This window comes from Pseudooceanicola nanhaiensis DSM 18065, from assembly GCF_000688295.1.
Taxonomy (GTDB): domain Bacteria; phylum Pseudomonadota; class Alphaproteobacteria; order Rhodobacterales; family Rhodobacteraceae; genus Pseudooceanicola; species Pseudooceanicola nanhaiensis.
In genome coordinates this window covers 53,124-75,979 of the sequence record NZ_JHZF01000001.1, presented here as the reverse complement: position 1 = coordinate 75,979, position 22,856 = coordinate 53,124, and the positions used below count along the sequence as shown (strand labels likewise).

Genomic DNA, 22,856 nt, shown 5'->3' with positions numbered 1-22,856 from the left:
CCGCCGGGACCGCGGAACATGTGCGCGAGGCCTTCTCCATCGCGAAGGGCTACACCCCGACCCTCACCCGTTACGAGCGCCAGCAGATCCTGCTGAACGTCGCGCGGATCATCCGCGACCGGACGGCGGAGCTGGCGCCGATCATCACCGCGGAGCTCGGGATCTCGCTGGCCGATGCGCGCTATGAATGCGGGCGGGCCCGTGACGTCTACACGCTGGCGGGCCAGCTCTGCATCCAGGACGACGGAGAGGTCTTTTCCTGCGACCTGACCCCGCAGGGCAAGGCGCGCAAGATCTTCACCATGCGGGAACCGCTGCGCGCGATCTCGGCCATCACCCCGTTCAACCACCCGCTCAACATGGTGAGCCACAAGATCGCGCCCGCCATCGCGACCAACAATTGCGTGGTGCTGAAACCGACCGAGCTGACGCCGCTGACCGCGCTGTGGCTGGCCGATGCGCTCTACGAGGCGGGGCTGCCGGGCGAGATGCTCTCGGTCGTCACCGGCTGGCCGGGGGACCTGGGCGAGGAGATGATCACCAACCCCGATTTCGACCTCATCACCTTCACCGGCGGCGTGCCCGTCGGCAAGATGATCGCGGCGAAGGCGGTCTACAAGCGGCAGGTGCTGGAGCTGGGCGGGAACGATCCGCTGATCGTCTGCAGCGACCTGTCCGACGCCGACCTCGCCAGGGCCGCCGATCTGGCCGTGGCGGGGGCCACGAAGAACTCCGGGCAGCGCTGCACTGCAGTGAAACGCATCCTCTGCCAGGAGAGCGTCGCCGACCGTTTCGTGCCCCTGGTGCGCGAACGGGCGGCGGCGCTGGTATACGGCGATCCGATGGATCCGGCGACCGAGCTCGGCACCGTGGTGCACGAAAAGGCCGCCGCGCTCTTCGAGGAACGGGTCTGGCAGGCCGAGGGGCAGGGGGCGCAGGTGCTCTATCACCCCGGGCGCAAGGGGGCGCTGCTGCCGCCGATCGTGCTGGACCACGTCCCGCACGAGAGCGCGCTGGTGATGGAGGAGACCTTCGGCCCGGTCGTTCCGGTGGTCCGCGTGCCCGACGACGACGCGGCGACCATCGCGCTGTCGAACTCCACGGCCTTCGGGCTGTCCTCGGGGGTCTGCACAAACGACTTCCGCCGGATGCAGCATTACATCCGGGACCTTCAGGTCGGCACGGTGAACATCTGGGAGGTGCCCGGCTACCGGACCGAGATGTCGCCCTTCGGCGGCATCAAGGACAGCGGCAACGGCACCAAGGAAGGCGTGATCGAGGCGATGAAGAGCTTCACCAACGTCAAGACCTTCTCGCTGCCCTGGGACTAGGACGGCCCGCCGGGGGCCGCCCGTGCCGGGATCAGAGCCCGCGGATCATCCCGCCGTCGACCCGCACCATGGAGCCCGTGACATAGCCCGCCTGCGTCGAGCAGAGGAAGGCGACGACCGCACCGAACTCCTCGGGCGTGCCGTAGCGGCCGGCGGGGATGGTCTTGCGGCTGGCCTCCTGCACGGCGTCGAGCGTGGCGCCCGTCTTGTCCGCCTTGATCCCGTCGAGCTGCGCCACCCGGTCCGTCGCGATCCGGCCGGGCAGGACCATGTTGACCGTGATCCCGTGGGGCGCGACCTCTTCGGCGAGGGTCTTGGACCAGCCCGCCACCGCGCCGCGCACGCCGTTCGACAGCGCGAGGTTCGGGATCGGCTGGAGGATGCCCGAGGAACCGATGGTCACGACCCGGCCCCAGCCCCGGGCGATCATGCCGGGCAGGGCGGCGTCGGTGATGCGGAAGACGGGGGCCGCCATGGCGTCGAAGGCGGCCTGCCATGCGGCGGCGCTCTGGCCCTGCGCGGGACCGGCCGCCGGGCCGCCGCAATTGTTGACCAGGATGTCGACGGGATCGCTTTTCAGTCTCTCGACAAGGGCATCGACGCTGTCCGCGTCCGACAGGTCCAGCGTCAGCCCCTCCATCCCCTCGGCGGGGGCGGTGCCGCTGCGCGAGGCGGCGATCACGCGCGCGCCCTCCCTGGCCAGCAGGGTGGCGCTCGCGGCGCCGAGGCCGCGGCTGGCGCCCAGCACGAGCGCGGTCTTTCCGGTCAGTCCGAAATCCATCAGTTCAGCTCCTTCAGCCGTTTCTCCTGCCGGGCGATCAGGCGCTCGACCTCGGCCACCGTCTCGGGCGGCAGCGGTGCGCCGGGGGCCCGCAGCGCGGCCGAGGCGATGGCGCCGCGTTTCGCCAGCACGTATTTGCGCACCGCGAGGCCCGCGCCCGGCTGCTGTTCGTAGCGGACGAGCGGCAGGTAGGCGTCGAAGAGGTCCTGCGCCCGGTCCATGTCGCCCGCGGAGGCGAGGCGCACCACGTCGGTCAGCATCTCGGGGAAGCCGAAGCCGGTCATCGCGCCGTCGGCGCCGCGGGCGACCTCCTCGGGCAGGAAGACGCCGCCGTTGCCGCAGAGGATCGAGATGCGGCGCCGGCCCTCGGCCTCGGCCTTGCGGATCTTCGTGATCTTGGCGAGGCCGGGCCAGTCCTCGTGTTTCAGCATGACGACCTCGGGCACGTCGTCGATGATCCGGCCCAGCACCTCGTCCGAGATGTTCACACCGGTGGTCAGGGGGAAATCCTGCAGGACGATCGGCACGCCGGCGCCGAGGGTCCGGGCGACCTGCGCGAAATAGGCGTGGATCTGCGGATCGGTCTTCAGGCTGCCGGGCGTCGTGACCATGCAGCCCGCCGCGCCCATGTCCATGACGGCCTTCCCGAGCTCGCCGATCGCGGCAAGACCCGGGGCCGAGACGCCCACCACCACGGGCCGGTCGCCCGCCCGCCGGATCACCCGCTCGGCGACGGCGCGGCTTTCGGCCTGCGTGAGCTTCGGCGCCTCGCCCATCATCCCGAGGATGGTGAGCCCGTCGGCGCCCTTCTCGAAGTAGAAATCGACCACGCGGTCGAGGCTGTCCCAGTCTATCTCACCGGTGTCGGTGAAGGGGGTGACGGCGATGACATAGACGCCGCGGGCGTCGGAGGTGAGCAGGGGCATTGGAAGGGTCCTCGGTCGGGGAAAGGGGTCTCAGGCGGGGGCGAGGGCGGCCGCCCGGCGGGTGGCGATGTATTGCGCGCGCAGCTCGCGGGTCAGCGCGCCGGGAGTGCCGTCGCCGATCTGCGCGCCGTCGATGCGGACCACCGGGACGACGAAATTGGTGGCCGAGGTGATGAAGGCCTCGCGCGCGGCGCGGGCCTCGTCCGGGGTGAAGGCGCGTTCCTCGACCGTCACCCCGTGGCGGGCGGCAAGATCGAGGATCGCGCTCCGCGTCACGCCCGGCAGCAGGGCGTGGGAGAGATCCCGCGTGACCAGCGTGCCCGCGGCGGTGACGATATGGGCGGTGGCGGCGCTCGCCTCGGTGACGAAGCCGTCCTCGTGCAGCCAGGCGTCGTCGGCGCCCTGCGCCTTGGCCTCCATCTTCGCCATCGAGGGGTAGAGAAGCTGCACCGTCTTGATGTCGCGCCGGCCCCAGCGGAGGTCGGGGACCAGGGCGACGGAGATGCCGGTCTCGGCGGCGGGGTTGACCAGAACGTCCTTGGCTTGGGTGAACATCACCAGCGTCGGTTCGGTGCCCGCGGGCGGGTAGGCGAAATCGCGTTCGGCCACGCCCCGGCTGAGCTGGAGATAGATCATGCCGCTTTCCATCCCGTTGCGGGCGACGATCTCGTGATGGGCGGCCAGCAGGGCGTCGTCGTCGAGCGGCAGGGTCAGCCCCAGCTCGGCGGCGGAGCGGCGCAGGCGGGCGGCGTGGCCCGGGTAGTCGAGCAGCATGCCGTCGAGCACGCAGGTGACCTCGTAGATCGCATCGCCCATCAGGAAGGCGCGGTCGAAGATCGACACCTTCGCCTCGTCTTCGGGCAGCCACTGGCCGTTGAGGTAGACAATTCGGGACATGGGTCAGGCTCTTCCGGGGGTGACGAAGGGGGCGATGGTGACGCCGTTCTCTTCCAGCGCCTTGCGCAGGGCGGCGGCGATCCGGGGCGCGCCCTCGGTGTCGCCGTGGATGCAGAGCGTCGCGGGGTCGACCGGCAGCCGCTTGCCGCCGGTGGTGGGGATGTGGTGGTTCAGCACCATCTCGAGCACCTGATCGGTGCTCTGCGCGATGTCGTGGATCACCGCGCCGGGCTGGCTGCGGGGGGTCAGCTCGCCCGCGTCGGTGTAGCTGCGGTCGGCGTAGATCTCGCAGGCGACGGTCAGGCCGGCCTTCTCGGCGGCCTTGTAGGTTTCGGAATAGGGCAGGGAGACGTAGACCAGCGCGGGGTCCACCGCGGCGACGGCGCGGACGCAGAGCGCCGCCAGCTCGGGGTCCGTGGCGGCCATGTTGCCAAGCGCGCCATGGGTCTTCACATGGGTCATCGGGTGGCCCTCGACGGCGGCCATGCCCTGCATGGCGGCGATCTGGTAGATCAGCTGCGCCTCGAGGTCCTCGGGCCGCTCGCCGGAGATGCGCCGCCGGCCGAAGCCGTAGAGGTCCATGAACGAGGGATGCGCCCCGACCGCGACGCCCGCCGCCCTGGCAAGCTGGATCGTGCGGCGCATGACGACCGGATCGCCCGCGTGGAAGCCGCAGGCGACGTTCGCGGTAGTCACCGTTTCGAGCATCGCGGCGTCATCGCCTATGGAATAGGCGCCGAAACTCTCGCCCATGTCGCAGTTTAGGTCCAAGGTGACTGCCATGTGCTCACTCCCGAGGATGACCGGACCGGATCCGGTGTTTGCCTGTTTGCATTACGGATACAGCTGGTATACTGAAAATGCAAGGAAGGTTTGAGACAGGTTCCGATGACCACGCGACCACAGACAGAGCATGACGCACCGGACAGCGCTCCGGCCTTTCTGCCCGTGGGCGAGTCGGCCCTGTCGGTGCAGTTCGGCGAGGCTGTCGACCCGGAGGTGAACCGCCGGGTCATCGCGCTGGCGCAGAGCCTGGCGGACAGGCCGGTCGCGGGGGTGCTCGAATCCGTGCCGACCTACCGCTCGCTGCTGGTGAACTACGATCCCGCGCAGGTGCGGGGCGCGGCGCTCGAGGCGCTGCTGGCGGAGCGGATCGCCACGCTGGAAACGGGTGAGCAGGCGACGCGGCTCTGGCGCGTGCCGGTGGTCTATGGCGGCGAGGTCGGCATGGATCTCGAGGCGCTGGCGGAAGAGAAGGGGCTCAGCCCCGACGAGCTGATCGCGCTGCATTCGGGTGCGGAGTACCGCGTCTACATGATCGGTTTCGCGCCGGGCTTCGCCTATCTCGGCGGGCTGCCGGAGAAGCTCCATACGCCGCGGCTGGCGAAACCGCGGCAGTCGATCGTGGCCGGGGCCATCGGGATCGGCGGGCAGCAGGGCAGCATCAACTCGGTGACCGGCCCCTCGGGCTGGCGCTTCGTCGGCTGGACGCCGTGGCGGACCTTCGACGCGGCACGGGCCGAGCCCTTCCTCTTCGCCGCCGGAGACCGGCTGCGCTTCGTGCCGGTGAGCGCGGAGGAGGCGGCCGCCATCGCCGCCGGAGAGATGCCGGAGCCGGAGGCCACGCGATGACGCTGGAGGTGCTCGGCACCGGGCCGATGCTGTCGGTCCAGGATCGCGGACGGCATGGCCGCAAGCGCTTCGGCGTGCCGGTTGCGGGGGCGATGGACGGCCCGGCGATGGAGCTCGCCAACGCGCTCTGCGGCAATCCTGCCGACGCGGCGGCGCTGGAGTTCACCGGGATCGGCGGCAGCTTCCGTGCGGGCCGGGCGCTGCGCTTCGCGGTGACCGGGGGCGATTGCGCGATCCATGTGGGCGAGCGGCTGGTGCCGGTCGGCGAGAGCCACAACGTGGAGGCCGGCGAGGTCGTGAAGATCGGCGCGCTGCGGGGCGCGACCTGGGGCTATATCGCTGTCGCGGGCGGGATCGCAGTGCCGGAGGTGCTGGGCGCCCGCGCCACGCATCTGCGCTTCGCGCTCGGCGGGGTCGAGGGCCGCGCGCTCCGCGCGGGCGACGTGCTTGCCCTGGGCGAGGCGGGTGAGGGGGGCGTCTGTCTGCGGGCGCCCGAGGCCCTTGCGCCGTCCGGCGGCAAACCGATCCGCATCGTTCCGGGGCCGCAGGACGATTACTTCGACCCGGAGGTGCTGGCGCGGCTCGGCTCCGACACGTTCCGCGTCTCGCCGCAGCGTGACCGGATGGCGATGGTGCTGGAGGGACCGGAGCTGCCCGCCGCGCGGGGCCATGACATCGTCTCGGACGGGATCGTCCCCGGCGCGATCCAGGTGCCCGCCTCGGGCCAGCCGATGGTGCTGATGGCGGATTCCCAGACCACCGGCGGCTATCCCAAGATCGCCACGGTCATCACCGCCGACCTGCCGCGCCTCGCGCAGATGCCGACCGGGGCGGAGCTGCGCTTCGAGCTCGTCACCCGCGACGCGGCCGAGGAGATCCTGCTGGCCGACCGCAAGCGGCGCGCCGAGCTGCTGGCCGGGCTGGTGCCCGCGACGGGCGGGCGGCTGAGCTCGGCCTTTCTGCTGTCGTGCAACCTCGCGGGCGGTATTGTTGCGCCCGAGGCGGTGATGGGCCGCGATCTGGACCAATCGGAGGGGAGGGGAGCATGAGCGGCAGAAACCTTGCGGCGACCGCCTATCGGGAGCTGATCCGGCGCATCCTCGAGGGCGAGCTGAAGCCCGGCGACACCTTGCAGGAGACCCGGCTCTGCGCCGATCTCGCCATGTCCCGCACGCCGGTCCGCGAAGCCATCGCCCGGATCCGGAGCGAGGGGCTCGCCGAGCAGGAGGGCCGCTTCGTGCGCGTCCGCCGGATCAGCCTGGAGGAGGTGGAGGAGATCTTCTTCCTCCGCCGGACGCTCGAACCGGGCGCGATCCGCGCCGCCACCGGGCGGCTGACGCCGGAGCAGATCGACACGCTGGAGGCCGACATTCGCGGGCTGGTGCAGAAGGGCCCGGGTGAGGACGACCTGCAATGGCATGTCGACCAGAGCTTCCATGCGACCATCGCCGTCGCCGCCGGGAATGCCGCCGCCGCCAAGGTGATCCAGGACCTGCACATGCGGACCTGCATCTTCGACCACCGGGTCGTGCCGGAACGCTTCCTGCGCGGCTGCGAGGAACACCTCGCCATGCTCTCCGCGATGCGCGACGGGCGGCGCGACGCGGCGGCGGAGCTCATGGGCGCGCATCTCGATCACGCCCGCGACGCGATCTTCGAGCACCTCGGAGAGGTGCAGACATCCCCGGCCGAAAGGGTCCTGTGAGCCATGAAATGCCTGATCGTCCAGCCGATGCATGAAGACGGGCTCGCCCTGCTGCGGCGCCACGGGATCGAGCCGGTGGCCTGCTCGGGCACCGATGCCGACAGCATCGCCCGTTCGGTCCGAGGCTGCGACGCCGCGATCACCCGCGATGCCGGTTTCCCGCGCGCGGCCTTCGAGGCCGCGGACCGCCTGCGCGCCGTCGTGGTGCACGGCACAGGGCACAACGCGGTCGACAAGGAGGCCGCCGCGGAGCGCGGCGTGATGGTCGCCAACACGCCGGGCGCCAATGCGCAATCGGTGGCGGAGCTGACCCTGGGCCTCGCGCTGGCGCTGGCGCGCGGCGTCACGGGCGCGGATCGCTGGGAACGCGAAGGGCGGCCGGGCTTCCGCGAGTCGCTCAGTTTCCGCGAGCTCTCGGGCAAGACGGCGCTCGTCGTGGGCTGGGGCGCGATCGGCAGCCGCTTCGGGCAGATGGCGGCGACCGCCTTCGGGATGCGGGTGCTGGTGCATTCGCCGCGCGCGCGCGAGGTCGGGGCCTTCTCCCGCGTGGCAGCGCTGGAGGAGGGGCTGGCCGAGGCCGACCTGGTGACGCTGCACACGCCTCTTCGGCCCGAGACGCATCACCTGATGAACGCCGCCCGCCTTGCCGCGATGAAGCCCGGCGCGCATCTGGTGAACGTGGCGCGGGCCGAGCTGATCGACGAGGCGGCGCTGGCCGGGGCGCTGGAGCGCGGGGCTCTGGGAGGCGTGGCGCTCGACGTCTACAGCCACGGGGCGGCGACGGGGCCGCTGGCCGCGTTCTCCAACGTGATCTTCACGCCGCATCTGGGCGGCACGACGGAAGAGGCGCTGCGCCGGGTGGCGCTTGGCGCGGCGGGCCACGTGGTGACCGCCTTGAGCGGCGGGGTGCCCGAGACCGTGCTGACGCCGCCCCGGACCGAGGAGCTGCGCGCATGACCGAGACGCTTGTGACCGTGCCGCGGGAGTTGATCGCCGACACCATCGCGCGGGTGCTCGCCCGTGTGAACGCGATCACCTCGGGCGGGCCGGGCTGGACGCGGCCCTCCTACAGCCCGCTTGAAAGCGCGGCCCATGCGGTGATCGAGGAGGAGGCCCGCGCCCTGGGCTGCGAGATCCGGCGCGACGCGGCGGGCAACATGTTCGCCACGCTGCCGGGGCAGGACCGGGGGGCGACGGCGCTCCATATCGGCTCGCATCTCGACACGGTGAGCCAGGGCGGCGCCTATGACGGGCAGGCCGGCGTCGTCGGCGCGCTGGCGGTGATCGCCGCGCTGCGGGCCGAGGGCGTGACGCCCGCGACGGATGTCGTGCTGACGGTGACGCGGGCGGAGGAAAGCGTCTGGTTCCCCGTCTCCTATGCCGGGTCGCGCGCGGGCCTCGGCCGTCTGACCCCGCAGGAGTTCGACGCGAAACGCTCCGACACCGGCCGGACGCTGGCCGAGCACATGCGGGACGAGGGCTTCGACCCGGACGCGGTCCGGTCCATCGAGCCGCCCGCCCCGGCGCGGTTCCTCGAGTTCCATATCGAGCAGGGGCCGGTCCTCGATGACGCGGGCGAACCCTATGCCATCGTCGACGCGGTGCGCGGCGGGCTGCGCTACCGCGAGGCGCAGGTGCATGGCGTCTGGGCCCATTCCGGCGGCGCGCCGCGGGGGGCCCGGGCCGACGCGGTGGTGGCGATGGCGGAGCTGATCCTCGCCATGGACGCGGTCTGGGCGCGACTGCTGGACGCCGGGCATGACCTGACGGTGACCTTCGGCAAGCTCGACGCCGCCTCGCCGCAGCACGCCATGGCGAAGGTGCCGGGCCATGCGGGCTTCTGCCTCGACCTGCGCTCGGACGATGTCGCCGTTCTGGAAGAGGCCGACGCCGCGCTGAAGGCCGAGATCGCCCGGATCGAGGCCGCCCGGCCGGGCATCCGCTTCGAGCTGGGCGCGCAGAGCCGCTCCGCCCCGGCGCGCCTTTCGGAAACCATGGCAGAGTTCGTGGCCACCGGCGCCCGGGCGCAGGGCGACAGCCCGCGCCGGATGCTCTCGGGCGGGGGCCACGACGCCGCGGCCTTCGGCGCGGCGGGCTGGGACAGCGTGATGGTCTTCATCCGCAACTGGAACGGCAGCCATTGCCCGGAAGAGGCGATGGACGAGGCCGACCTGGCCCGCGCCGTCGGGGCGGTCTTCCTCGGCATCGTCGCGGAGCGCGGCCGATGAGCGGCGGGACCCTCTCCGACACCGCCTATGAGCGGCTGCGCGACGACATCGTCGCGGGTCGGATCGCGGCCGAGACGGTGCTTTCCGAACGCGCGCTGACCGAGACGCTGGGCCTGTCGCGGACACCCCTGCGCGCGGCGCTCTCGCGGCTGGAGAGCGAGGGGATCGTGGACCGGCTGAGCAACGGCGTCGTGCTGGTGCGCTCGGTCACGGTGGAGCAGCTGCTCCAGATCGTGCAGCTCCGGCAGAAGCTGGAGGCCGCGGCCGCGGCCCGTGCGGCGGAGCATGGGGCGGGGGCGGAGCTGCTGGCGATCCGCGCACGGATGCAGGAGATCGTGGACGGCGCGCCCGTCACCTTCGACCAGTTCTGGCTGGAGGACGGCGCCTTTCACCGCGCCATCGCGCGGGCGGCCCGGCTGGAGCTCCTGCCCGCGATCATCGACGAACAGCGGAGCGTGGCGCGGCGCTGCTCGGTCACCCGGACCTATGACACCTTCGTCGACCAGGCCGGTGAGCATGTCGACATCATCGACGCCGTCGCCGCGCATGACGCGCAACTCGCCTCGGCCCGCATGGCCGGCCATTTCGATCACGTCCGGGCGCGCTTCCTCGGCACGTTCGACGCTTCCTGAGGACCCCATGACCCAGATACGCCAGACCCCCGCCGCGCTCGCGGGCAGCGCCGCCGTCTTCCCGCCGGAAGAGTTCCGCGCCCGTGCCGCCGCGTTGCAGGACCGGATCCGGCGGGAGGGGGCGGACGCGCTGCTGCTGACCGGGCCCGAGAACGTCTTCTGGACCGCCGGTCGCCAGACCGCCGGGTATTTCGCCTTCCAGGCGCTCCTGATGCCTGCCGAAGGAGAGCCGGTCCTGCTGGTGCGCCAGCTGGAGGAGACCGGCGCACGGGCGGATGCCTGGTTCGCCGACATCCGCACATGGCAGGACGGGACGGATCCGGCGGCGGCGCTGGCCGAGCTGGTGCGGGGGCAGGGGGTGCAGCGTCTTGCCGTCGAGCGCACCGGATGGTTCGTCAGCCCCGACATGATGGCGCGGATCGAGGCGGCGCTGAGCGGCGTCTCGCTTTGCGACGGCTCCGGCTGGACCGAGTCGCTCCGCGCCGTGAAATCCCCGCGCGAGCTGGCGGCGCTGCGGCTGGCGGCGGGCTATGCCGAGGCCGGGATGACAGCGGCGATCGAGACCTGCCGCGCCGGCGCCAGCGAGAACGACGTCGCCGCCGCGATGATGTCCGCCGCGATCAGCGCCGGATCCGAGGCGATGGCGATGGAGCCGCTGGTCAGCTCGGGCCCGCGTTCGGGGATCCCGCACGCCACCTGGCGGCGGCGCAGGCTGGAGGCGGGCGACGGCGTCTTCCTCGAACTCGCCGCGAGCCACGACCGCTACCACGCGGCGCTGATGCGCTCGGTCTGGATCGGCACGCCGCCCGAGACCGCGCAGCGCATGATGGACACGAGCCTCCGCGCGCTCGACGCCGCGCTTGCCGCGATGCGCCCCGGCGCGCCCTGCTCCGCCCCGCACGAGGCGGCCCAGCGGGAGATCGACGCCGCGGGCTTCACCGCCGCCTTCCGCAAGCGCGCGGGCTATTCGATGGGCGCGGCCTTTGCCCCGGACTGGGGCGAGGGCGCGATCCTGTCGCTCTTCACCGGCGTGGACACCCCGCTCGCGCCCGGCATGGTGTTCCACCTGCCGATTACGCTGCGCGATTACGGCCGCTTCACGGTGGGTGTTTCGGAAACGGTGATCCTCACCGAGACCGGAGCGGACCCGCTGTCGTCGCTGCCGCGCCAGATCACCCTTCGCTGAGACCAGACAAGAAAGGACCAGACGATGAAATCCCTCTTCCACCTCGCCATCCACGTCAAAGACCTTGACGAGACGCGCGCCTTCTACGGCGACGTGCTCGGCTGCAAGGAAGGCCGCTCGACCGACACCTGGGTCGATTTCGACTTCTTCGGCCACCAGCTTTCGATGCACCTGGGCGAACCCTTCCCGGTGACGCGCACCGGCAAGGTCGGCGATCACATGGTGATGATGCCCCACATGGGCGCGGCGATGCAGCTCGACGACTGGAAGGCGCTGGCGGACCGGCTCGAGGCGAAGGGCGTCGCGTTCGACATCCCGCCGGTGATCCGTTTCGAGGGCGAGCCCGGCGAACAGCGGACGATGTTCTTCTTCGATCCCTCGGGCAACCCGATCGAGATCAAGGGCTTCGCCGATTTCGACGGCCTCTTCGCCGCCTGATCCCGCCCCGCCCCGTGAAAAAGCAGAAGCCCCCGGCGGGATCGCCGGGGGCTTCTTCGTGCCAGGTCGATGCGTCAACGGGGGAGCTCAATTCCGCATCATGTCCGGCACGATACTCACGATCTGCGGGAAGACCGCGATCAGGAAGACGAAGGCGGCCATGATCAGGAAGAAGGGCATGGTCGCGCGGGTGATCCGCCCGATGCTGTCGCCGGTCAGGCGCTGGAGCACGGTCAGGTTGAAGCCCACGGGCGGCGAGATCTGCGCCATCTCGACGACGATCACGATGAAGACGCCGAACCAGACCTTGTCGTAGCCCGCCGCCTCGACCAGCGGCAGGGTGATCGGCAGGGTCATCACGATGATCGCGAGCCCCTCCATCACCATGCCGAGCAGGATGTAGAACACCAGCAGCACCGCGATCAGCGCCAGCGGCGAGAGGCCCCAGCCGTTGATGACACCGGCGATGTAGCGCGGCAGGCCGAGATAGCCGATCGCCGTCGACAGGAACATCGCACCGACCATGATGAGGCCGATCATCGCGCTGTTCTCGGCCGCCTGCCGCGCGGCGGCGAGCAGGCCGGGCAGGTCGAGCTTGCGCTGCGCGAAGCCGATCACCATGGCGCCGATGACGCCGGCCGCTGCCGCCTCGGTGGGCGAGGCGATGCCGCCGTACATCGAGCCGATGACGAAGAGGATCAGCAGCAGGAGCGGGCCGAGATCGGCCAGCGCGCCCAGCTTGTGCATCATGGAAGAGGGGGGCGGCGCCTCGCCGATGGCGTCGGGCGAGAGGAGGGCGCGGATGCCGATATAGCCCATGTAGGCGGCGGCCAGCAGGGCACCGGGCAGGATGCCCGCCATGAAGAGCCGCAGGATCGATTCCTCGGCCATCACCCCGTAGATGATCATGATCGTGGAGGGCGGGATCAGGAAGCCGAGCGTCCCGGCGCCCGCCAGCGAGCCGATGACGAGGTCGCGGTCGTAACCGCGTTTCAGCAGCTCCCCCGCGGTGATCCGCCCGACGGTGACCGTCGTCGCGGCCGAGGAACCGCAGACCGAGGCAAAGAGCGTGCAGCCCATCACGTTGATATGCGTGAGCCGCCCCGGCACCCGCCGCAGCCAGGGCGTCAGCCCGGTGAAGAGCGAGGCGGAGATGTTGGTGCGGAAGAGCACCTCGGCCATCAGGATGAAGAGCGGCAGGGCCAGCAGCTCGGGCGAGGAGAGCACGTTCCAGGATTGCTGGGCGAGCAGCTTGATGAAGGGCATCTGCGGCCGGAAGAGCGCCAGCATCGCCGCGCCGGTGGCGACGAGGCCGAGGCCGATCCACATGCCGGAGCCCAGCAGGACGACCATGATCCCGACGAGGGAGGTTGCAACTTGCGTCATCGCGGGGCCTTTCGGGGGATCTGGGGGGAGGCGGCGTTCATTCGATCGCGGCGCCTTCGGCGAGCCGTTCGCCGCGGGCGAGCCGCAGGATCTGCGCCGCGCATTGCAGGGTGAGGATGATGGCGCCGAGCGCGGTCAGCCCCTGCGGCCAGGCGAGCGGCGTGCGCATCACCGTGGCCGAGGTCGATCCACGCTGGAACGAAAGCCACGCCATCTCGGTCAGGGCCCATGCAAGCGCGGCGCAGGCGGCCAGTCCGACCAGGCAGGCGCCGAACTCCAGCACCCGCGACAGCCGGTAGGGCACCGCTTCCAGCACCGCGGACACCCGGACATGCGCGCCCCGGCGCAGCGCGTCGGCCGAGGCCATCATGAAGGCCGTGCCCATGGCATAGGCCGAGTAATCCCACGAGAACGGCAGCGAGCGCCCCATCAGGTTGCGCGAGACGATTTCGGCCGTGATCATCACGAGGATCGCAAGCAGGGCGAGGCCGGCGACGATGTTGCCGGCCCGGGTCACCGCGTCGATCGGCGCGATGATCGCCCCGAACCGTCCGGAAGATGCCGGGGCGCCGCCCCGCTCCACGCTGCTGTCCATCGTCGTCACGTCCTTGCTGCCGTCTGTCGCGGGGCTGAGAGGACCGGGCCCCGCGGAAGGGCCCGGCCCGAGGGATCATTCCCCGCGGACGGCGAGGTAGTTGTCGATCACCGGGGCGGCTTCCGGCACCCGGGTCTTGAACTCTTCCCAGAGCGGCTTCGCCTTTTCGACGAGCGCGGCGCGCAGCTCTTCCGAAGGGGCGGTGACGGTCATGCCGTTTTCCTTCAGCGTGGCGATCTTCGCCGCGTCCTCGTTGGCGGAGTTCATCCAGAAATCACCTTCGAGCGCGGCCGCGACCTCTTCGATCGCCTTCTGGTCCTCGGGGTCGAGCGCGTTCCACGAATCGAGGTTCACGGTGACGATGTTCGACGAGGCCTGCCAGTTGAAGGTGTTCATGTTGTCCATGAACTCCCAGAACGCGCCGTCCACGCCCGAGGAGGACGAGGTGGTCACACCCTTGATCGTGCCGGCGGCCAGCGAGGGCACGACCTCGCCCCAGGGCATCTGCAGCGGCGCGGCGCCGAGCGCGTTGAAGAAGGCGTCGCCGTTCGCGTCCACGACGCGGATGGTCAGCCCCTCGAGGTCGGCGAGCGTCTCGATCTTGTTCGGCGAATAGACCGCCTGGCCCGGCCAGGGCACCATGTAGAGCAGCTTCTGGTTCATGTCCTCGGCGATGCTCTCGACCATCGGGCGGTAGAACTTGTGCAGCAGCGCGAGGTCCGGAAGCGTCGGTGCGAGGTAGGGCAGCGTCTCGACGCCGAGCGCCGGGTTCTCGCCGACCTGCTGGCTCATCAGGATGTCGGCGATCGGGACCAGCCCGTCGCGCACCGCGGCCATGCCTTCGGGGCCCTTGATGCCGAGCGCGCCGCCCGAATGCACCGTGATCTGCACCTCGCCGTCGGTGGCCTCGCTCACCTGTTCGGCGAAGGTCATCGCGTTCTGGGTGTGGAAGTTGCCTTCCGGCCAGACGACCGACATGTCCCAGCTGGTCTGTGCCGCGGCGGCAGAGCCGAGCGCCATGCCCAGCGTGACGATGCCGATCCCAATTCCGTATTTCATCTGTCGATTCCCTGTTGGTGTCATCAGAACGGCCGCGTGGCGACCTGCCCGACTTTCAGTATACCACCTGTATCCTATAGAAAGGCCCACGGGCAAGAAACCTGTTCCCAGACATCACATGCTCGAATATTAGGCAGTTCCGCCGGCGACGGGATCAAAAACTGACGGGATTGAATCGCCTGCGACCGTCCAGGCCGGGGCCGGTGCCGCTGCGTAGGACGCAGCGGGTTCGGGCGGGACGTCACACGGGGAGGGTCGGCGGGGCCGACGGTTCTAGAGCTGGCTTTCCCAGCTTCGCGACAGGCGCATGGCGCCGTTGATGATGCCCACCATGGAATAGGTCTGCGGGAAGTTGCCCCAGCCCGCATTGGTCTCGAACGAGGTGTCCTCGGACATCAGGCCCAGCCCGTTGCGCGCGCCGAGCAGTTCCTCGTAATACTCGCGCGCCTCCTCGACCCGGCCGATCCGGGCCAGCGCATCGACCCGCCAGAAGGCGCAGATGTTGAAGCCGACCTCGGGGACACCGAAATCGTCCGCCTCCTCGTAGCGCAGCATGTGCGGGCCGCGCCCGAGGGTGCGCGACAGGGCGTCCACCGTCGCGCCGAAGCGCGGGTCGGTCGACGGCAGGAAGTTGACCTCGCCCATGAGCAGGACGCTGGCGTCGAGCGTCCGGCCGCCGAAGCTCTCGACGAAGGCCTGCCGTTCCTCGCTCCAGGCGCCTTCGAGGATCTTGCGGTGGATGACGTCGGCCCGCCCGCGCCAGTAGCCGGCGCGGTCCCTCAGCCCGAGCCGGGCGGCGATGCGGGCCAGCCGGTCGCAGGCGGCCCAGCACATCAGAGACGATGAGGTGTGGATCCGGGCCCGGCTGCGCAGTTCCCAGATCCCGGCGTCGGGCTGATCGTGCAAGGCCCAGGCCTGTTCGCCGAGGTCCTCGAGCAGGCGGAAGGCGTGTTCGCCCGCGGTCATCTGCAGGCGCTGGTCGAAGAAGGCCGGCGCGGCGCCGAGGATGACGTGGCCATAGGTGTCGTGCTGGAAATGCTCATGCGCCTGGTTGCCGACGCGGACCGGCCCCATGCCGTGATAGCCCGGCAGGTTCTCGGCCTGCCATTCCCGCAGGTCGGTTTCCAGCCCGATGCCCAGCACCGGCTGGATGTGGCCGCCCCGCGCGTCCGCCACCAGGTTCATCAGCCACTGGAAGTAGTTCTCCATCGTGCGCGTCGCGGCGAGGCTGTTCAGCGCCCGCACGGTGAAGAAGGCGTCGCGCACCCAGCAGTAGCGGTAATCCCAGTTGCGCTCGCTTCCCGGCGCCTCGGGCAGGGAGGTGGTGACCGCCGCGACGATGCCGCCGGTCTGTTCGTAGTTGCAGAGCTTCAGCGTGATGGCGGCGCGGATCACCGCGTCCTGCCAGTCGAACGGCACGGCGAGCCGTTGCGACCAGCGCTGCCAGTACCGCTGGGTGTCGAGCATGAAACGCTCGCCGATCTCGGCCGGGCCCTCCTGCAGCGTCTCGTCCGGACCGATGACGAAGGTGCAGGGCCGGTCGAGCGTCACGAGCCGTTCCGACAGAACGTGATCGACCGGCGCATCGGTGGTCATGCGGACGACCTCGCGGCTGCCGACGAACCGCACGTGGTTCGAGCCATAGGTCACCTTTGGCTCCGTCTTGCCCCAGTCGAAGCGCGGGCGGACCTTGACCCGGATCCGGGGCCAGCCCTCGACGGGCCGGATGCGGCGGATGATCATGCGCGGGCGGAAGGCGCGGTCGCGGGCCTCGAACCGGGGGCAGAAATCGGTGACCTCGACCACGCCGCCCTCGGCGTGGAGCAGCGTGCGCAGGATCGGCGTGTTCGGGATGTAGGCCTGTTCGGCCGACTTGAAGCCCTCGACCTCGATCGAGAAGGCGCCGTCATCGGGGTTCTTCGTGCCGGAGCCCAGCAGGGAATGGAACACGGGATCGCCGTCGAACCGCGGCAGGCAGAACCAGTTGATGGTGGCGTGCGGGTCGACGAGCGCCGCAACAGAGCAATTGCCGATCAGGCCCAGTTCCATGGTCGATATGTCCCGTCCGTTCCGTTTCTGGGGGAGGGGCGCCCGGACAGGGCGCCGCCGTCCCGGCCACACAATAGCGCAGCCTCCGGTGGTGGCCACCTGCACGTCATCCAGCAGATCTGACGACGGCCCGCGCGGGCCTGCCCGTCAGCCCGCGATCGCCCGCGGGAGCCATGTCACCAGCTCCGGGAAGACGAAGAGCAGCACGATCGCCACCATCTGCAGCCCGACGAAGGGAATGATGCCGCGGTAGATCGCCGAGGTCGGCATGTCGTCCGGCGCCACCCCGCGCAGGTAGAAGAGCGCGAAGCCGAAGGGCGGGGTCAGGAACGAGGTCTGCAGGTTCACCCCCACGATCACCCCCAGCCAGACCGGGTCCACGTCCAGCGCCAGCAGGACCGGCGCCGTCACCGGGATGACGATGAAGATGATCTCGAACGTGTCGAGGATGAAGCCGAGGAAGAACATGATGATCATGACCACGGCCACGGCCGCGAGACGTCCGCCCGGCAGGCTGCCGAGGAATTCGTGCACCAGGTTGTCGCCGCCCATCATCCGGAACACGACCGAGAAGACCGAGGCGCCGAGCAGGATCACGAAGACCATGCTGGTGATCGTGGCGGTCGAGATCACGGTCGCCTGCAGCACCCCGAAGCTGAGCCTCAGCCGCAGCGCGGCGAGGATCATCGCGCCGACCGCGCCGACCGAGGCCGCCTCGGTCGGGGTGGCGATACCGCCGAGGATGGAGCCGAGGACCGCGAGAATCAGCAGCAGCGGCGGCAGCAGCGCGATCAGGACCTCGCGGCCGAGCGCGCCCTTCTCTTCGGCGGGCACCGGCGTGGCGGGGCAGGAGGCGGGATCCGTCAGCGCCTTGAAGATCACCCAGGCCAGATAGAGCACCACCAGCAGCACGCCGGGCAGCAGCGCGCCCGCGAAGAGATCGCCGACCGAGACCGGCACCGGCGCGAAGTTGCCCTTGGCCATCTGGACCTGGCTGTTGATGCCCGAGAGCATGTCGCCCATGAAGATCAGCACGGTCGAGGGCGGCACGATCTGCCCGAGCGTCCCGCTGGCGCAGATCACGCCGGTGGCGAGCTTGGGGTCATAGCCCGCCCGCAGCATCGCGGGGAGCGAGATCAGCCCCATCGTCACCACGGTCGCCCCGACCACCCCGGTGGAGGCGGCCAGCATCGCGCCGACCAGGATGACCGAGATCCCGAGCCCCCCGCGCAGGTTGCCGAAGAGCTTGCCCATCGTCAGCAGAAGCTGCTCGGCGATCTGGCTGCGCTCCAGCATCACGCCCATGAAGATGAAGAGCGGGACGGCGACGAGCACCTCGTTGGTCATGAAGCCGATGTAGCGGTTCGGCAGGGAGCCGAAGTTGCTCGGATCGAAGACGCCGAGCCAGAGACCCGCGGCGCCGAACAGGAGCGACACCCCGGCGAGGGTGAAGGCGACGGGGAAGCCGATCAGCAGGAAGCCGATCACGCCGAAGAACATGAGCGCGGCGAGAAGCTCGCCGATCAGGACCGGATCCATCAGGCGGCCTCCTCGTGCGACCCGACGGGGGTCTTGTCCGGCGAATAGCGCATCATGGCCGGGACCAGCTCGGGCCGTCCGGCAAGGATCAGGATCGACCGGATCGCCATGGCCACGCCCTGCAGCGCCATCAGCACGGCGAAGGCGATGACGAAGGATTTCAGGATGAAGAGGCCCGGCATCCCGCCGACATTGGCGGAGGCCTCGAAATAGCCCCAGGCACGGGCCACGAAGGGCATGGAATAGGTGTAGACGATCCAGCAGAACGGAAGCAGGAAGACCACCACCCCGGCAAGGTCCGCGATCGCGCGGGTGCGCATCCGGGCCGGGCGGTAGAAGATGTCGACCCGCACGTGGTCATCCCTGAGCAGGGCAAAGCCCGCCACGGCCGTGAACATGGCACCGTTCATCCAGATATAGAGGTCCTGCATCCAGACGTAGCTGGTTGCGAAGAGGTAGCGCTGCACGACGACCGTGAAGCAGACGAGGACGATCCCCAGGGCGAGCCATGAAAAGACCCGGCCGATCACGTAGTTGAGGCCGCAGATCGCGGCGGCCACCCAGGCGAGTATGCGCATCCAGCTTCCCTTTCCCTCGGAACCGCGGGGCCGTGCCTTTCTTACGGGTATGGCCCGGGCGGTGCGGCCCGGGCCATTCCGTGGCGAAGGTCAGGCCTCAGAGCGTGAAGTACTTCTCACGCGCCTGGACGAAGGCGCCGTCGGTGTCGCGCGACCGCGTCCGCACGATGTTGAGCGACTCGATGAAGCTCTCGGCGGTCTTCTTGACCAGCGGATCGTCCGACTCGCGCAGCCCGGTCATGATCTCCTTCGCGGCTTCGGCGCCGGCCTGGAGGATCTCTTCGGGGAACTGCATCACGTTGACGCCGTGGTCGTTGATCAGGGTCTGCAGCGCCCGCGGATCGTTGGCATAGAAGTCCGATGCGACCTGGTCGTATTCGGCCTGGCTGATGTCCTTGATCAGCGCCTGCAGGTCATCGGGCAGGGCCTGGTACTTGGCCTTGTCGACGACCAGCTCAGTCGCGAGGCCGGGTTCCACGAAGGAGGGGAAGTAGTAGTTCTTCGCCACCTGGTAGAAGCCGAGCGCGAGGTCGTTGTAGGGGCCGACGAATTCGGCCGCGTCCAGCGTGCCCGACTGGAGCGCCTGGAAGATCTCGCCCGCCGCCATGTTGGTCACGGTGGCGCCCAGCTTCTCCCAGACACGGCCGCCGAGGCCGGGGGTGCGGAAGCGCAGGCCCTGCACGTCCGACACGCCGGTCAGCTCGTTGCGGAACCAGCCGCCGGCCTGGGTGCCGGTGTCGCCGGACAGGAAGCCCTGGACGCCGAACTGGTCATAGATCTCGTCCCAGATCTCCTGACCGCCCATGTAGCGGATCCATGCGGTCAGCTCGCGCGAGGTCATGCCGTAGGGCACGCCGGTGAAGAACGACAGCGCGGGCGACTTGTTCTGCCAGTAATAGGCGGCGCCGTGGCTCATCTCGGCGGTGCCGTCGATCACGGCGTCGAGCGACTGGAGCGGCGGCACCAGTTCGCCGGCCGAGAAGACCTGCACGGTCAGGCGGCCGCCCGACGCGGCGGTGATGCGGTCGGCAAGCCGCTGCGCCCCGACCCCGAGGCCGGGGAAGTTCTTGGGCCAGGTGGTGACCATGCGCCAGGTGATGTTGCCCTGCGCGATGGCCGGTGCCGCGAGGCCGGCGGTGGCCGCAGCCGCCCCCATGGTGCCCGCGGTGCGGATGAACGAACGACGATCCAAGGTGTCCTCCCATGAATTTCCAGATGGAGTGGGGGTCGCATCTCGCAGCGGCCCTCCATCCCTACGTTAAGTAGTCTCTCGTGGGGCGGAATGTCCATGCAGCAACGTGCAATCCCGGGTGGAAGATTGTGTGGCGCAGCACGTTTCTGCTCCTCGGGGCGATCGGCGGCGCAGGATGGCCCCGCAAGCGCGGCGGATCGTGCGGGTGTGGCGCGCTGGTGACATAATCCGACTTATGCCGCTCGCGGAGTCGCAGGGGGGCCGGGCCGTCCTATCCTCTCCATGCCACGGCGGATCCGGGTCGCCGCCATTCAGAGGCTTCCGGCCCGGCGCAACAGGCACTACCGTGCAAATCCCGGTCGCGGGCGTTGCGCGATGTGGAACAGACAGCGGGGCCCGGTCCGCCGGAACGGGCAAGAAGGCAGGACCATGGACGATCACGACGACAGCCCCGAGACATCCCCCACGCTCGAAGAGCGCATGGAACAGGCCGAACGCGAGGCGCGCCGGGCCTCCCGCCAGTCGCGCGAACAGACCCCGACCGAGACCGAACGCTCGCTGACGCCGCATGAACGCGAGGCGGTGAGCGACAACGGCCGGCTCTCGGCGCTGACGGTCTATGCCATCATCCTGCGCGAGGGCGAGGAAGAGCTGCACCGCCCCAAGACCTCGCTCTGGTGGTCGGGGGTGGCGGCGGGCATCGGCATCTCGGCCTCGGTGCTGGGCCTCGGCATCTTCCGCGCCGGGCTCGGGCCCGACTTCCCCTATCTCTGGCTGGTCGGCAGTCTGGGCTACACGGTGGGCTTCGTTCTGGTGATCCTCTGCCGCATGCAGCTGTTCACCGAGAACACGATCACCGTCGTCCTGCCGCTGCTGGCCAATCCGGACCGTGGCCGCCTGTACAGCACGTTGCGTCTCTGGGGGCTCGTCTTCGCGGCCAACATGGTCGGAACCTTCCTGACGGCGGCCATCACGATCCACGGCGGCATCCTGTCCGACGACATCATGCTGGCGGTGCTCGACGTGTCGCGCCACGTGGCCGCGCTGTCCCCTTCGACCTCCCTTCTGCACGGCATCCCGGCGGGGTTCTTCATCGCGGCGCTGGTCTGGATGCTGCCCTCGTCCAAGGGGTCCGAGGTCATCGTCATCGTCCTCTTCACCTGGCTCATCGCCGCGGGCGGGTTCACCCACGTCGTCGCCGGATCGAACGAGATCTTCTGCCTCGTGATGAACGGCGAACTCGGGATCGTCACCGCCTTCACGCACCACATCTTCCCGGTGCTCGTCGGCAACATCATCGGCGGCACCGGGCTCTTCGCGATGCTCGCCTACGGTCAGATCAGTCAGGAGATGTGAGGCGGATCACCCCTGCGCCGCGGGCCGGTCGAGCGCGGTGAGCGCGGTCGAGGTGACGAGCAGCCAGACCGCGACCAGCTTCAGCGCGCAGGGCAGCACGGCATAGAGCAGGGTCAGCATCAGCAGCGCGCCGTCGCCCGCCGGCTGATCCGCCGAGAGCCCGGCGAGCTCCAGCGCCGGAAGGACGGTCACCGCGGCGAAGGCCAGCGTGAGCTTCGAGACGAAGTTCCACAGCCCGAAGGCCTGCCCCGGATTGCCCTGCCCCGAGGCCACGTGCGACGAGAAGGCGGCCGGCAGCAGCGTCATGTCCGCCCCGAGCGCCGCGCCCGAGGCGACGCAGACCAGCGCGAAGGGGATCACGTCGCCCGCGCCCAGGAAGGCCGCGAAGGTGAAGGTCACGATCGCCAGCACCATGCCCGCCAGCAGCGAGCTGCGCAGCCCGTTGCGCGCGGCCGCGCGGCCCCAGAACGGCGCGCTGATCGCGGCCGAGACGAAGAAGAGCAAGAGGAGCGGGCCCTCCATCCCCGGCGCCTGGAGCCGGTAGTCCACGAAGAACAGGAACAGCGTCGAGGTCACCGCCACCGGCGCGGCATTGGCGAAGGCGATCCACAGCAGGCGGCGCGCCCCGGGGTCGCGGAGGATCGCCTCGAAGGCGGGCCGGGTGTCCGCCCCCGTCGGGCGCCATTCGCGGCGCATCGCGACGACGGCCACGAGCGTCGCCGCCGCGAAGAGCCATGCGAAGAGCGTGAAGGGTGCGGCCGAGACGAGGCCCAGCAGGGTCGGTGCCACCGCCGCGAGGCAGACGCCGATCAGCGCCCCGGTCTCGCGCCAGGTCGCGACGCGGACATGGCCCAGCCCCGGCGCGCGACCGGCCTTTTCGACGCCCTGCGCGTAGAAGGTGATCGACAGGAAGCTGAACGCCGTGAAGAGCGCGCCGAGGGTCAGCGCAAACCACGCCAGCGGCGCGACGGGCGGCGTGACGGCGAAGACGCCGACCATCGCGGCCGCCATCGCCACGCCGACCAGCGCGACGACGGCCCGGCGGCGCCGCTCCAGCACGCCCGAGGCCCAGCCGAGCACCGGGTCCTGGATCACGTCGAAGAGCCGCAGCGCAAAGAGGACCGAGCCGAGCGTGCCCAGCCCGACGCCGTACTGGTCGAAGAAGAACTTCGGCGCATGCAGGTAGATCGGCAGCCCCGCCGCCGCGAGCACACCCGCGAACAATGCATAGGCCGACAACCGGTCCTTGTTCCCCTGGGCTGATCTCACCTGCCACTCCCTCGACCCCGGGCGCATCTGCGGCGCCTGTCCCTGTCTACGTTCGGGACCGGCCCCGCGGACCACTC

22 protein-coding genes are annotated in these 22,856 nt (G+C 70.0%); 10 read left to right on the top strand and 12 right to left on the bottom strand.

Going from position 1 to position 22,856, the window contains the following annotated elements:
* A partial coding sequence (phnY, locus tag Q344_RS0100365) for a phosphonoacetaldehyde dehydrogenase (protein WP_028284912.1) occupies window positions 1-1,331 on the top strand: 1,331 nt, incomplete at its 5' end.
* Window positions 1,332-1,362: 31 nt separating this feature from the next.
* Here phnY and Q344_RS0100360 read toward each other — a convergent pair.
* Genes Q344_RS0100360 through Q344_RS0100345 form a run of 4 tightly spaced genes read right to left on the bottom strand, consistent with a single transcriptional unit; the run spans window position 1,363 to window position 4,718 of the window.
* On the bottom strand, window positions 1,363-2,112 hold the full coding sequence (locus Q344_RS0100360; RefSeq protein WP_028284911.1) for an SDR family oxidoreductase: 750 nt from the start codon (window positions 2,110-2,112) through the stop codon (window positions 1,363-1,365).
* Complete coding sequence (locus Q344_RS0100355) at window positions 2,112-3,038, bottom strand: dihydrodipicolinate synthase family protein (RefSeq protein WP_028284910.1); 927 nt, start codon at window positions 3,036-3,038, stop codon at window positions 2,112-2,114. The genes Q344_RS0100360 and Q344_RS0100355 overlap by 1 nt, the downstream gene beginning before the upstream one ends.
* A gap of 30 nt (window positions 3,039-3,068) precedes the next feature.
* Window positions 3,069-3,935 (bottom strand): D-amino-acid transaminase, encoded by an 867-nt coding sequence (locus Q344_RS0100350; RefSeq protein ID WP_028284909.1) that lies wholly within the window; start codon window positions 3,933-3,935, stop codon window positions 3,069-3,071.
* A gap of 3 nt (window positions 3,936-3,938) precedes the next feature.
* Window positions 3,939-4,718, bottom strand: coding sequence for a LamB/YcsF family protein (locus tag Q344_RS0100345; RefSeq protein WP_028284908.1), 780 nt, complete (start codon window positions 4,716-4,718; stop codon window positions 3,939-3,941).
* A gap of 105 nt (window positions 4,719-4,823) precedes the next feature.
* Here Q344_RS0100345 and pxpB point away from each other — a divergent pair, with 105 nt between their 5' ends.
* Genes pxpB through Q344_RS0100305 form a run of 8 tightly spaced genes read left to right on the top strand, consistent with a single transcriptional unit; the run spans window position 4,824 to window position 11,756 of the window.
* The gene (pxpB, locus tag Q344_RS0100340; RefSeq protein WP_051630166.1) at window positions 4,824-5,567 is read left to right on the top strand and encodes a 5-oxoprolinase subunit PxpB; all 744 of its coding nucleotides are present in this window, start codon (window positions 4,824-4,826) and stop codon (window positions 5,565-5,567) included.
* Window positions 5,564-6,616 (top strand): 5-oxoprolinase subunit C family protein, encoded by a 1,053-nt coding sequence (locus Q344_RS0100335; protein WP_028284906.1) that lies wholly within the window; start codon window positions 5,564-5,566, stop codon window positions 6,614-6,616. Before pxpB ends, Q344_RS0100335 begins: the two co-directional genes overlap by 4 nt.
* Entirely contained in the window at window positions 6,613-7,272 is a 660-nt protein-coding gene (locus tag Q344_RS0100330; protein WP_028284905.1) for a GntR family transcriptional regulator, read from the top strand. The genes Q344_RS0100335 and Q344_RS0100330 overlap by 4 nt, the downstream gene beginning before the upstream one ends.
* Before the next feature lie 3 nt (window positions 7,273-7,275).
* A complete protein-coding gene (locus Q344_RS0100325; protein ID WP_028284904.1) occupies window positions 7,276-8,229 on the top strand; it encodes an NAD(P)-dependent oxidoreductase in 954 nt (317 codons plus the stop codon).
* Window positions 8,226-9,500, top strand: coding sequence for a Zn-dependent hydrolase (locus Q344_RS0100320; protein WP_028284903.1), 1,275 nt, complete (start codon window positions 8,226-8,228; stop codon window positions 9,498-9,500). Before Q344_RS0100325 ends, Q344_RS0100320 begins: the two co-directional genes overlap by 4 nt.
* On the top strand, window positions 9,497-10,132 hold the full coding sequence (locus Q344_RS0100315; RefSeq protein WP_028284902.1) for a GntR family transcriptional regulator: 636 nt from the start codon (window positions 9,497-9,499) through the stop codon (window positions 10,130-10,132). The genes Q344_RS0100320 and Q344_RS0100315 overlap by 4 nt, the downstream gene beginning before the upstream one ends.
* A 7-nt stretch (window positions 10,133-10,139) precedes the next feature.
* Complete coding sequence (locus tag Q344_RS0100310) at window positions 10,140-11,318, top strand: M24 family metallopeptidase (protein ID WP_028284901.1); 1,179 nt, start codon at window positions 10,140-10,142, stop codon at window positions 11,316-11,318.
* 24 nt (window positions 11,319-11,342) lie between these two features.
* Window positions 11,343-11,756 carry a VOC family protein gene (locus Q344_RS0100305; protein WP_028284900.1) on the top strand — a complete coding sequence of 138 codons (414 nt, stop codon included), beginning with the start codon at window positions 11,343-11,345 and terminating at the stop codon, window positions 11,754-11,756.
* 87 nt (window positions 11,757-11,843) lie between these two features.
* Here Q344_RS0100305 and Q344_RS0100300 read toward each other — a convergent pair whose 3' ends face one another.
* The 7 genes from Q344_RS0100300 to Q344_RS0100270 all read right to left on the bottom strand — a co-directional run bounded on the left by Q344_RS0100300 (window position 11,844) and on the right by Q344_RS0100270 (window position 20,154).
* Entirely contained in the window at window positions 11,844-13,142 is a 1,299-nt protein-coding gene (locus Q344_RS0100300; RefSeq protein WP_028284899.1) for a TRAP transporter large permease, read from the bottom strand.
* A gap of 37 nt (window positions 13,143-13,179) precedes the next feature.
* The gene (locus Q344_RS0100295) at window positions 13,180-13,737 is read right to left on the bottom strand and encodes a TRAP transporter small permease subunit (RefSeq protein WP_084178238.1); all 558 of its coding nucleotides are present in this window, start codon (window positions 13,735-13,737) and stop codon (window positions 13,180-13,182) included.
* A gap of 75 nt (window positions 13,738-13,812) precedes the next feature.
* On the bottom strand, window positions 13,813-14,796 hold the full coding sequence (locus Q344_RS0100290) for a TRAP transporter substrate-binding protein (RefSeq protein WP_051630165.1): 984 nt from the start codon (window positions 14,794-14,796) through the stop codon (window positions 13,813-13,815).
* Window positions 14,797-15,069: 273 nt separating this feature from the next.
* Complete coding sequence (locus tag Q344_RS0100285; protein WP_051630164.1) at window positions 15,070-16,845, bottom strand: glycoside hydrolase family 15 protein; 1,776 nt, start codon at window positions 16,843-16,845, stop codon at window positions 15,070-15,072.
* A 147-nt stretch (window positions 16,846-16,992) separates the two neighbouring features.
* Window positions 16,993-18,384, bottom strand: coding sequence for a TRAP transporter large permease (locus Q344_RS0100280; protein ID WP_028284895.1), 1,392 nt, complete (start codon window positions 18,382-18,384; stop codon window positions 16,993-16,995).
* Window positions 18,384-18,962 (bottom strand): TRAP transporter small permease subunit, encoded by a 579-nt coding sequence (locus Q344_RS0100275; RefSeq protein WP_028284894.1) that lies wholly within the window; start codon window positions 18,960-18,962, stop codon window positions 18,384-18,386. The genes Q344_RS0100280 and Q344_RS0100275 overlap by 1 nt, the downstream gene beginning before the upstream one ends.
* Before the next feature lie 97 nt (window positions 18,963-19,059).
* The gene (locus Q344_RS0100270) at window positions 19,060-20,154 is read right to left on the bottom strand and encodes a TRAP transporter substrate-binding protein (RefSeq protein WP_028284893.1); all 1,095 of its coding nucleotides are present in this window, start codon (window positions 20,152-20,154) and stop codon (window positions 19,060-19,062) included.
* A gap of 429 nt (window positions 20,155-20,583) precedes the next feature.
* Between Q344_RS0100270 and Q344_RS0100265 the strand changes: the two genes are divergently transcribed.
* Window positions 20,584-21,510: a formate/nitrite transporter family protein gene (locus Q344_RS0100265; RefSeq protein WP_084178237.1), complete on the top strand. Its 927-nt coding sequence runs from the start codon at window positions 20,584-20,586 to the stop codon at window positions 21,508-21,510.
* A 6-nt stretch (window positions 21,511-21,516) separates the two neighbouring features.
* Here Q344_RS0100265 and Q344_RS0100260 read toward each other — a convergent pair whose 3' ends face one another.
* Window positions 21,517-22,779, bottom strand: coding sequence for an MFS transporter (locus tag Q344_RS0100260; protein WP_028284891.1), 1,263 nt, complete (start codon window positions 22,777-22,779; stop codon window positions 21,517-21,519).
* Window positions 22,780-22,856: the final 77 nt, after the last annotated feature.

Bases quoted from the DNA above. Each gene is read 5' to 3' on its own strand.
- Q344_RS0100315 (WP_028284902.1), top strand. From the start codon at position 9,497: ATGAGCGGCGGGACCCTCTCCGACACCGCCTATGAGCGGCTGCGCGAC.
- Q344_RS0100265 (WP_084178237.1), top strand. From the start codon at position 20,584: ATGGACGATCACGACGACAGCCCCGAGACATCCCCCACGCTCGAAGAG.
- Q344_RS0100305 (WP_028284900.1), top strand. From the start codon at position 11,343: ATGAAATCCCTCTTCCACCTCGCCATCCACGTCAAAGACCTTGACGAG.
- Q344_RS0100320 (WP_028284903.1), top strand. From the start codon at position 8,226: ATGACCGAGACGCTTGTGACCGTGCCGCGGGAGTTGATCGCCGACACC.
- Q344_RS0100325 (WP_028284904.1), top strand. From the start codon at position 7,276: ATGAAATGCCTGATCGTCCAGCCGATGCATGAAGACGGGCTCGCCCTG.
- pxpB (WP_051630166.1), top strand. From the start codon at position 4,824: ATGACCACGCGACCACAGACAGAGCATGACGCACCGGACAGCGCTCCG.
- Q344_RS0100300 (WP_028284899.1), bottom strand. From the start codon at position 13,142: ATGACGCAAGTTGCAACCTCCCTCGTCGGGATCATGGTCGTCCTGCTG.
- Q344_RS0100335 (WP_028284906.1), top strand. From the start codon at position 5,564: ATGACGCTGGAGGTGCTCGGCACCGGGCCGATGCTGTCGGTCCAGGAT.
- Q344_RS0100290 (WP_051630165.1), bottom strand. From the start codon at position 14,796: ATGAAATACGGAATTGGGATCGGCATCGTCACGCTGGGCATGGCGCTC.
- Q344_RS0100330 (WP_028284905.1), top strand. From the start codon at position 6,613: ATGAGCGGCAGAAACCTTGCGGCGACCGCCTATCGGGAGCTGATCCGG.
- Q344_RS0100285 (WP_051630164.1), bottom strand. From the start codon at position 16,845: ATGGAACTGGGCCTGATCGGCAATTGCTCTGTTGCGGCGCTCGTCGAC.
- Q344_RS0100275 (WP_028284894.1), bottom strand. From the start codon at position 18,962: ATGCGCATACTCGCCTGGGTGGCCGCCGCGATCTGCGGCCTCAACTAC.
- Q344_RS0100360 (WP_028284911.1), bottom strand. From the start codon at position 2,112: ATGGATTTCGGACTGACCGGAAAGACCGCGCTCGTGCTGGGCGCCAGC.
- Q344_RS0100310 (WP_028284901.1), top strand. From the start codon at position 10,140: ATGACCCAGATACGCCAGACCCCCGCCGCGCTCGCGGGCAGCGCCGCC.
- Q344_RS0100295 (WP_084178238.1), bottom strand. From the start codon at position 13,737: ATGGACAGCAGCGTGGAGCGGGGCGGCGCCCCGGCATCTTCCGGACGG.
- Q344_RS0100355 (WP_028284910.1), bottom strand. From the start codon at position 3,038: ATGCCCCTGCTCACCTCCGACGCCCGCGGCGTCTATGTCATCGCCGTC.
- Q344_RS0100345 (WP_028284908.1), bottom strand. From the start codon at position 4,718: ATGGCAGTCACCTTGGACCTAAACTGCGACATGGGCGAGAGTTTCGGC.
- Q344_RS0100280 (WP_028284895.1), bottom strand. From the start codon at position 18,384: ATGGATCCGGTCCTGATCGGCGAGCTTCTCGCCGCGCTCATGTTCTTC.
- Q344_RS0100350 (WP_028284909.1), bottom strand. From the start codon at position 3,935: ATGTCCCGAATTGTCTACCTCAACGGCCAGTGGCTGCCCGAAGACGAG.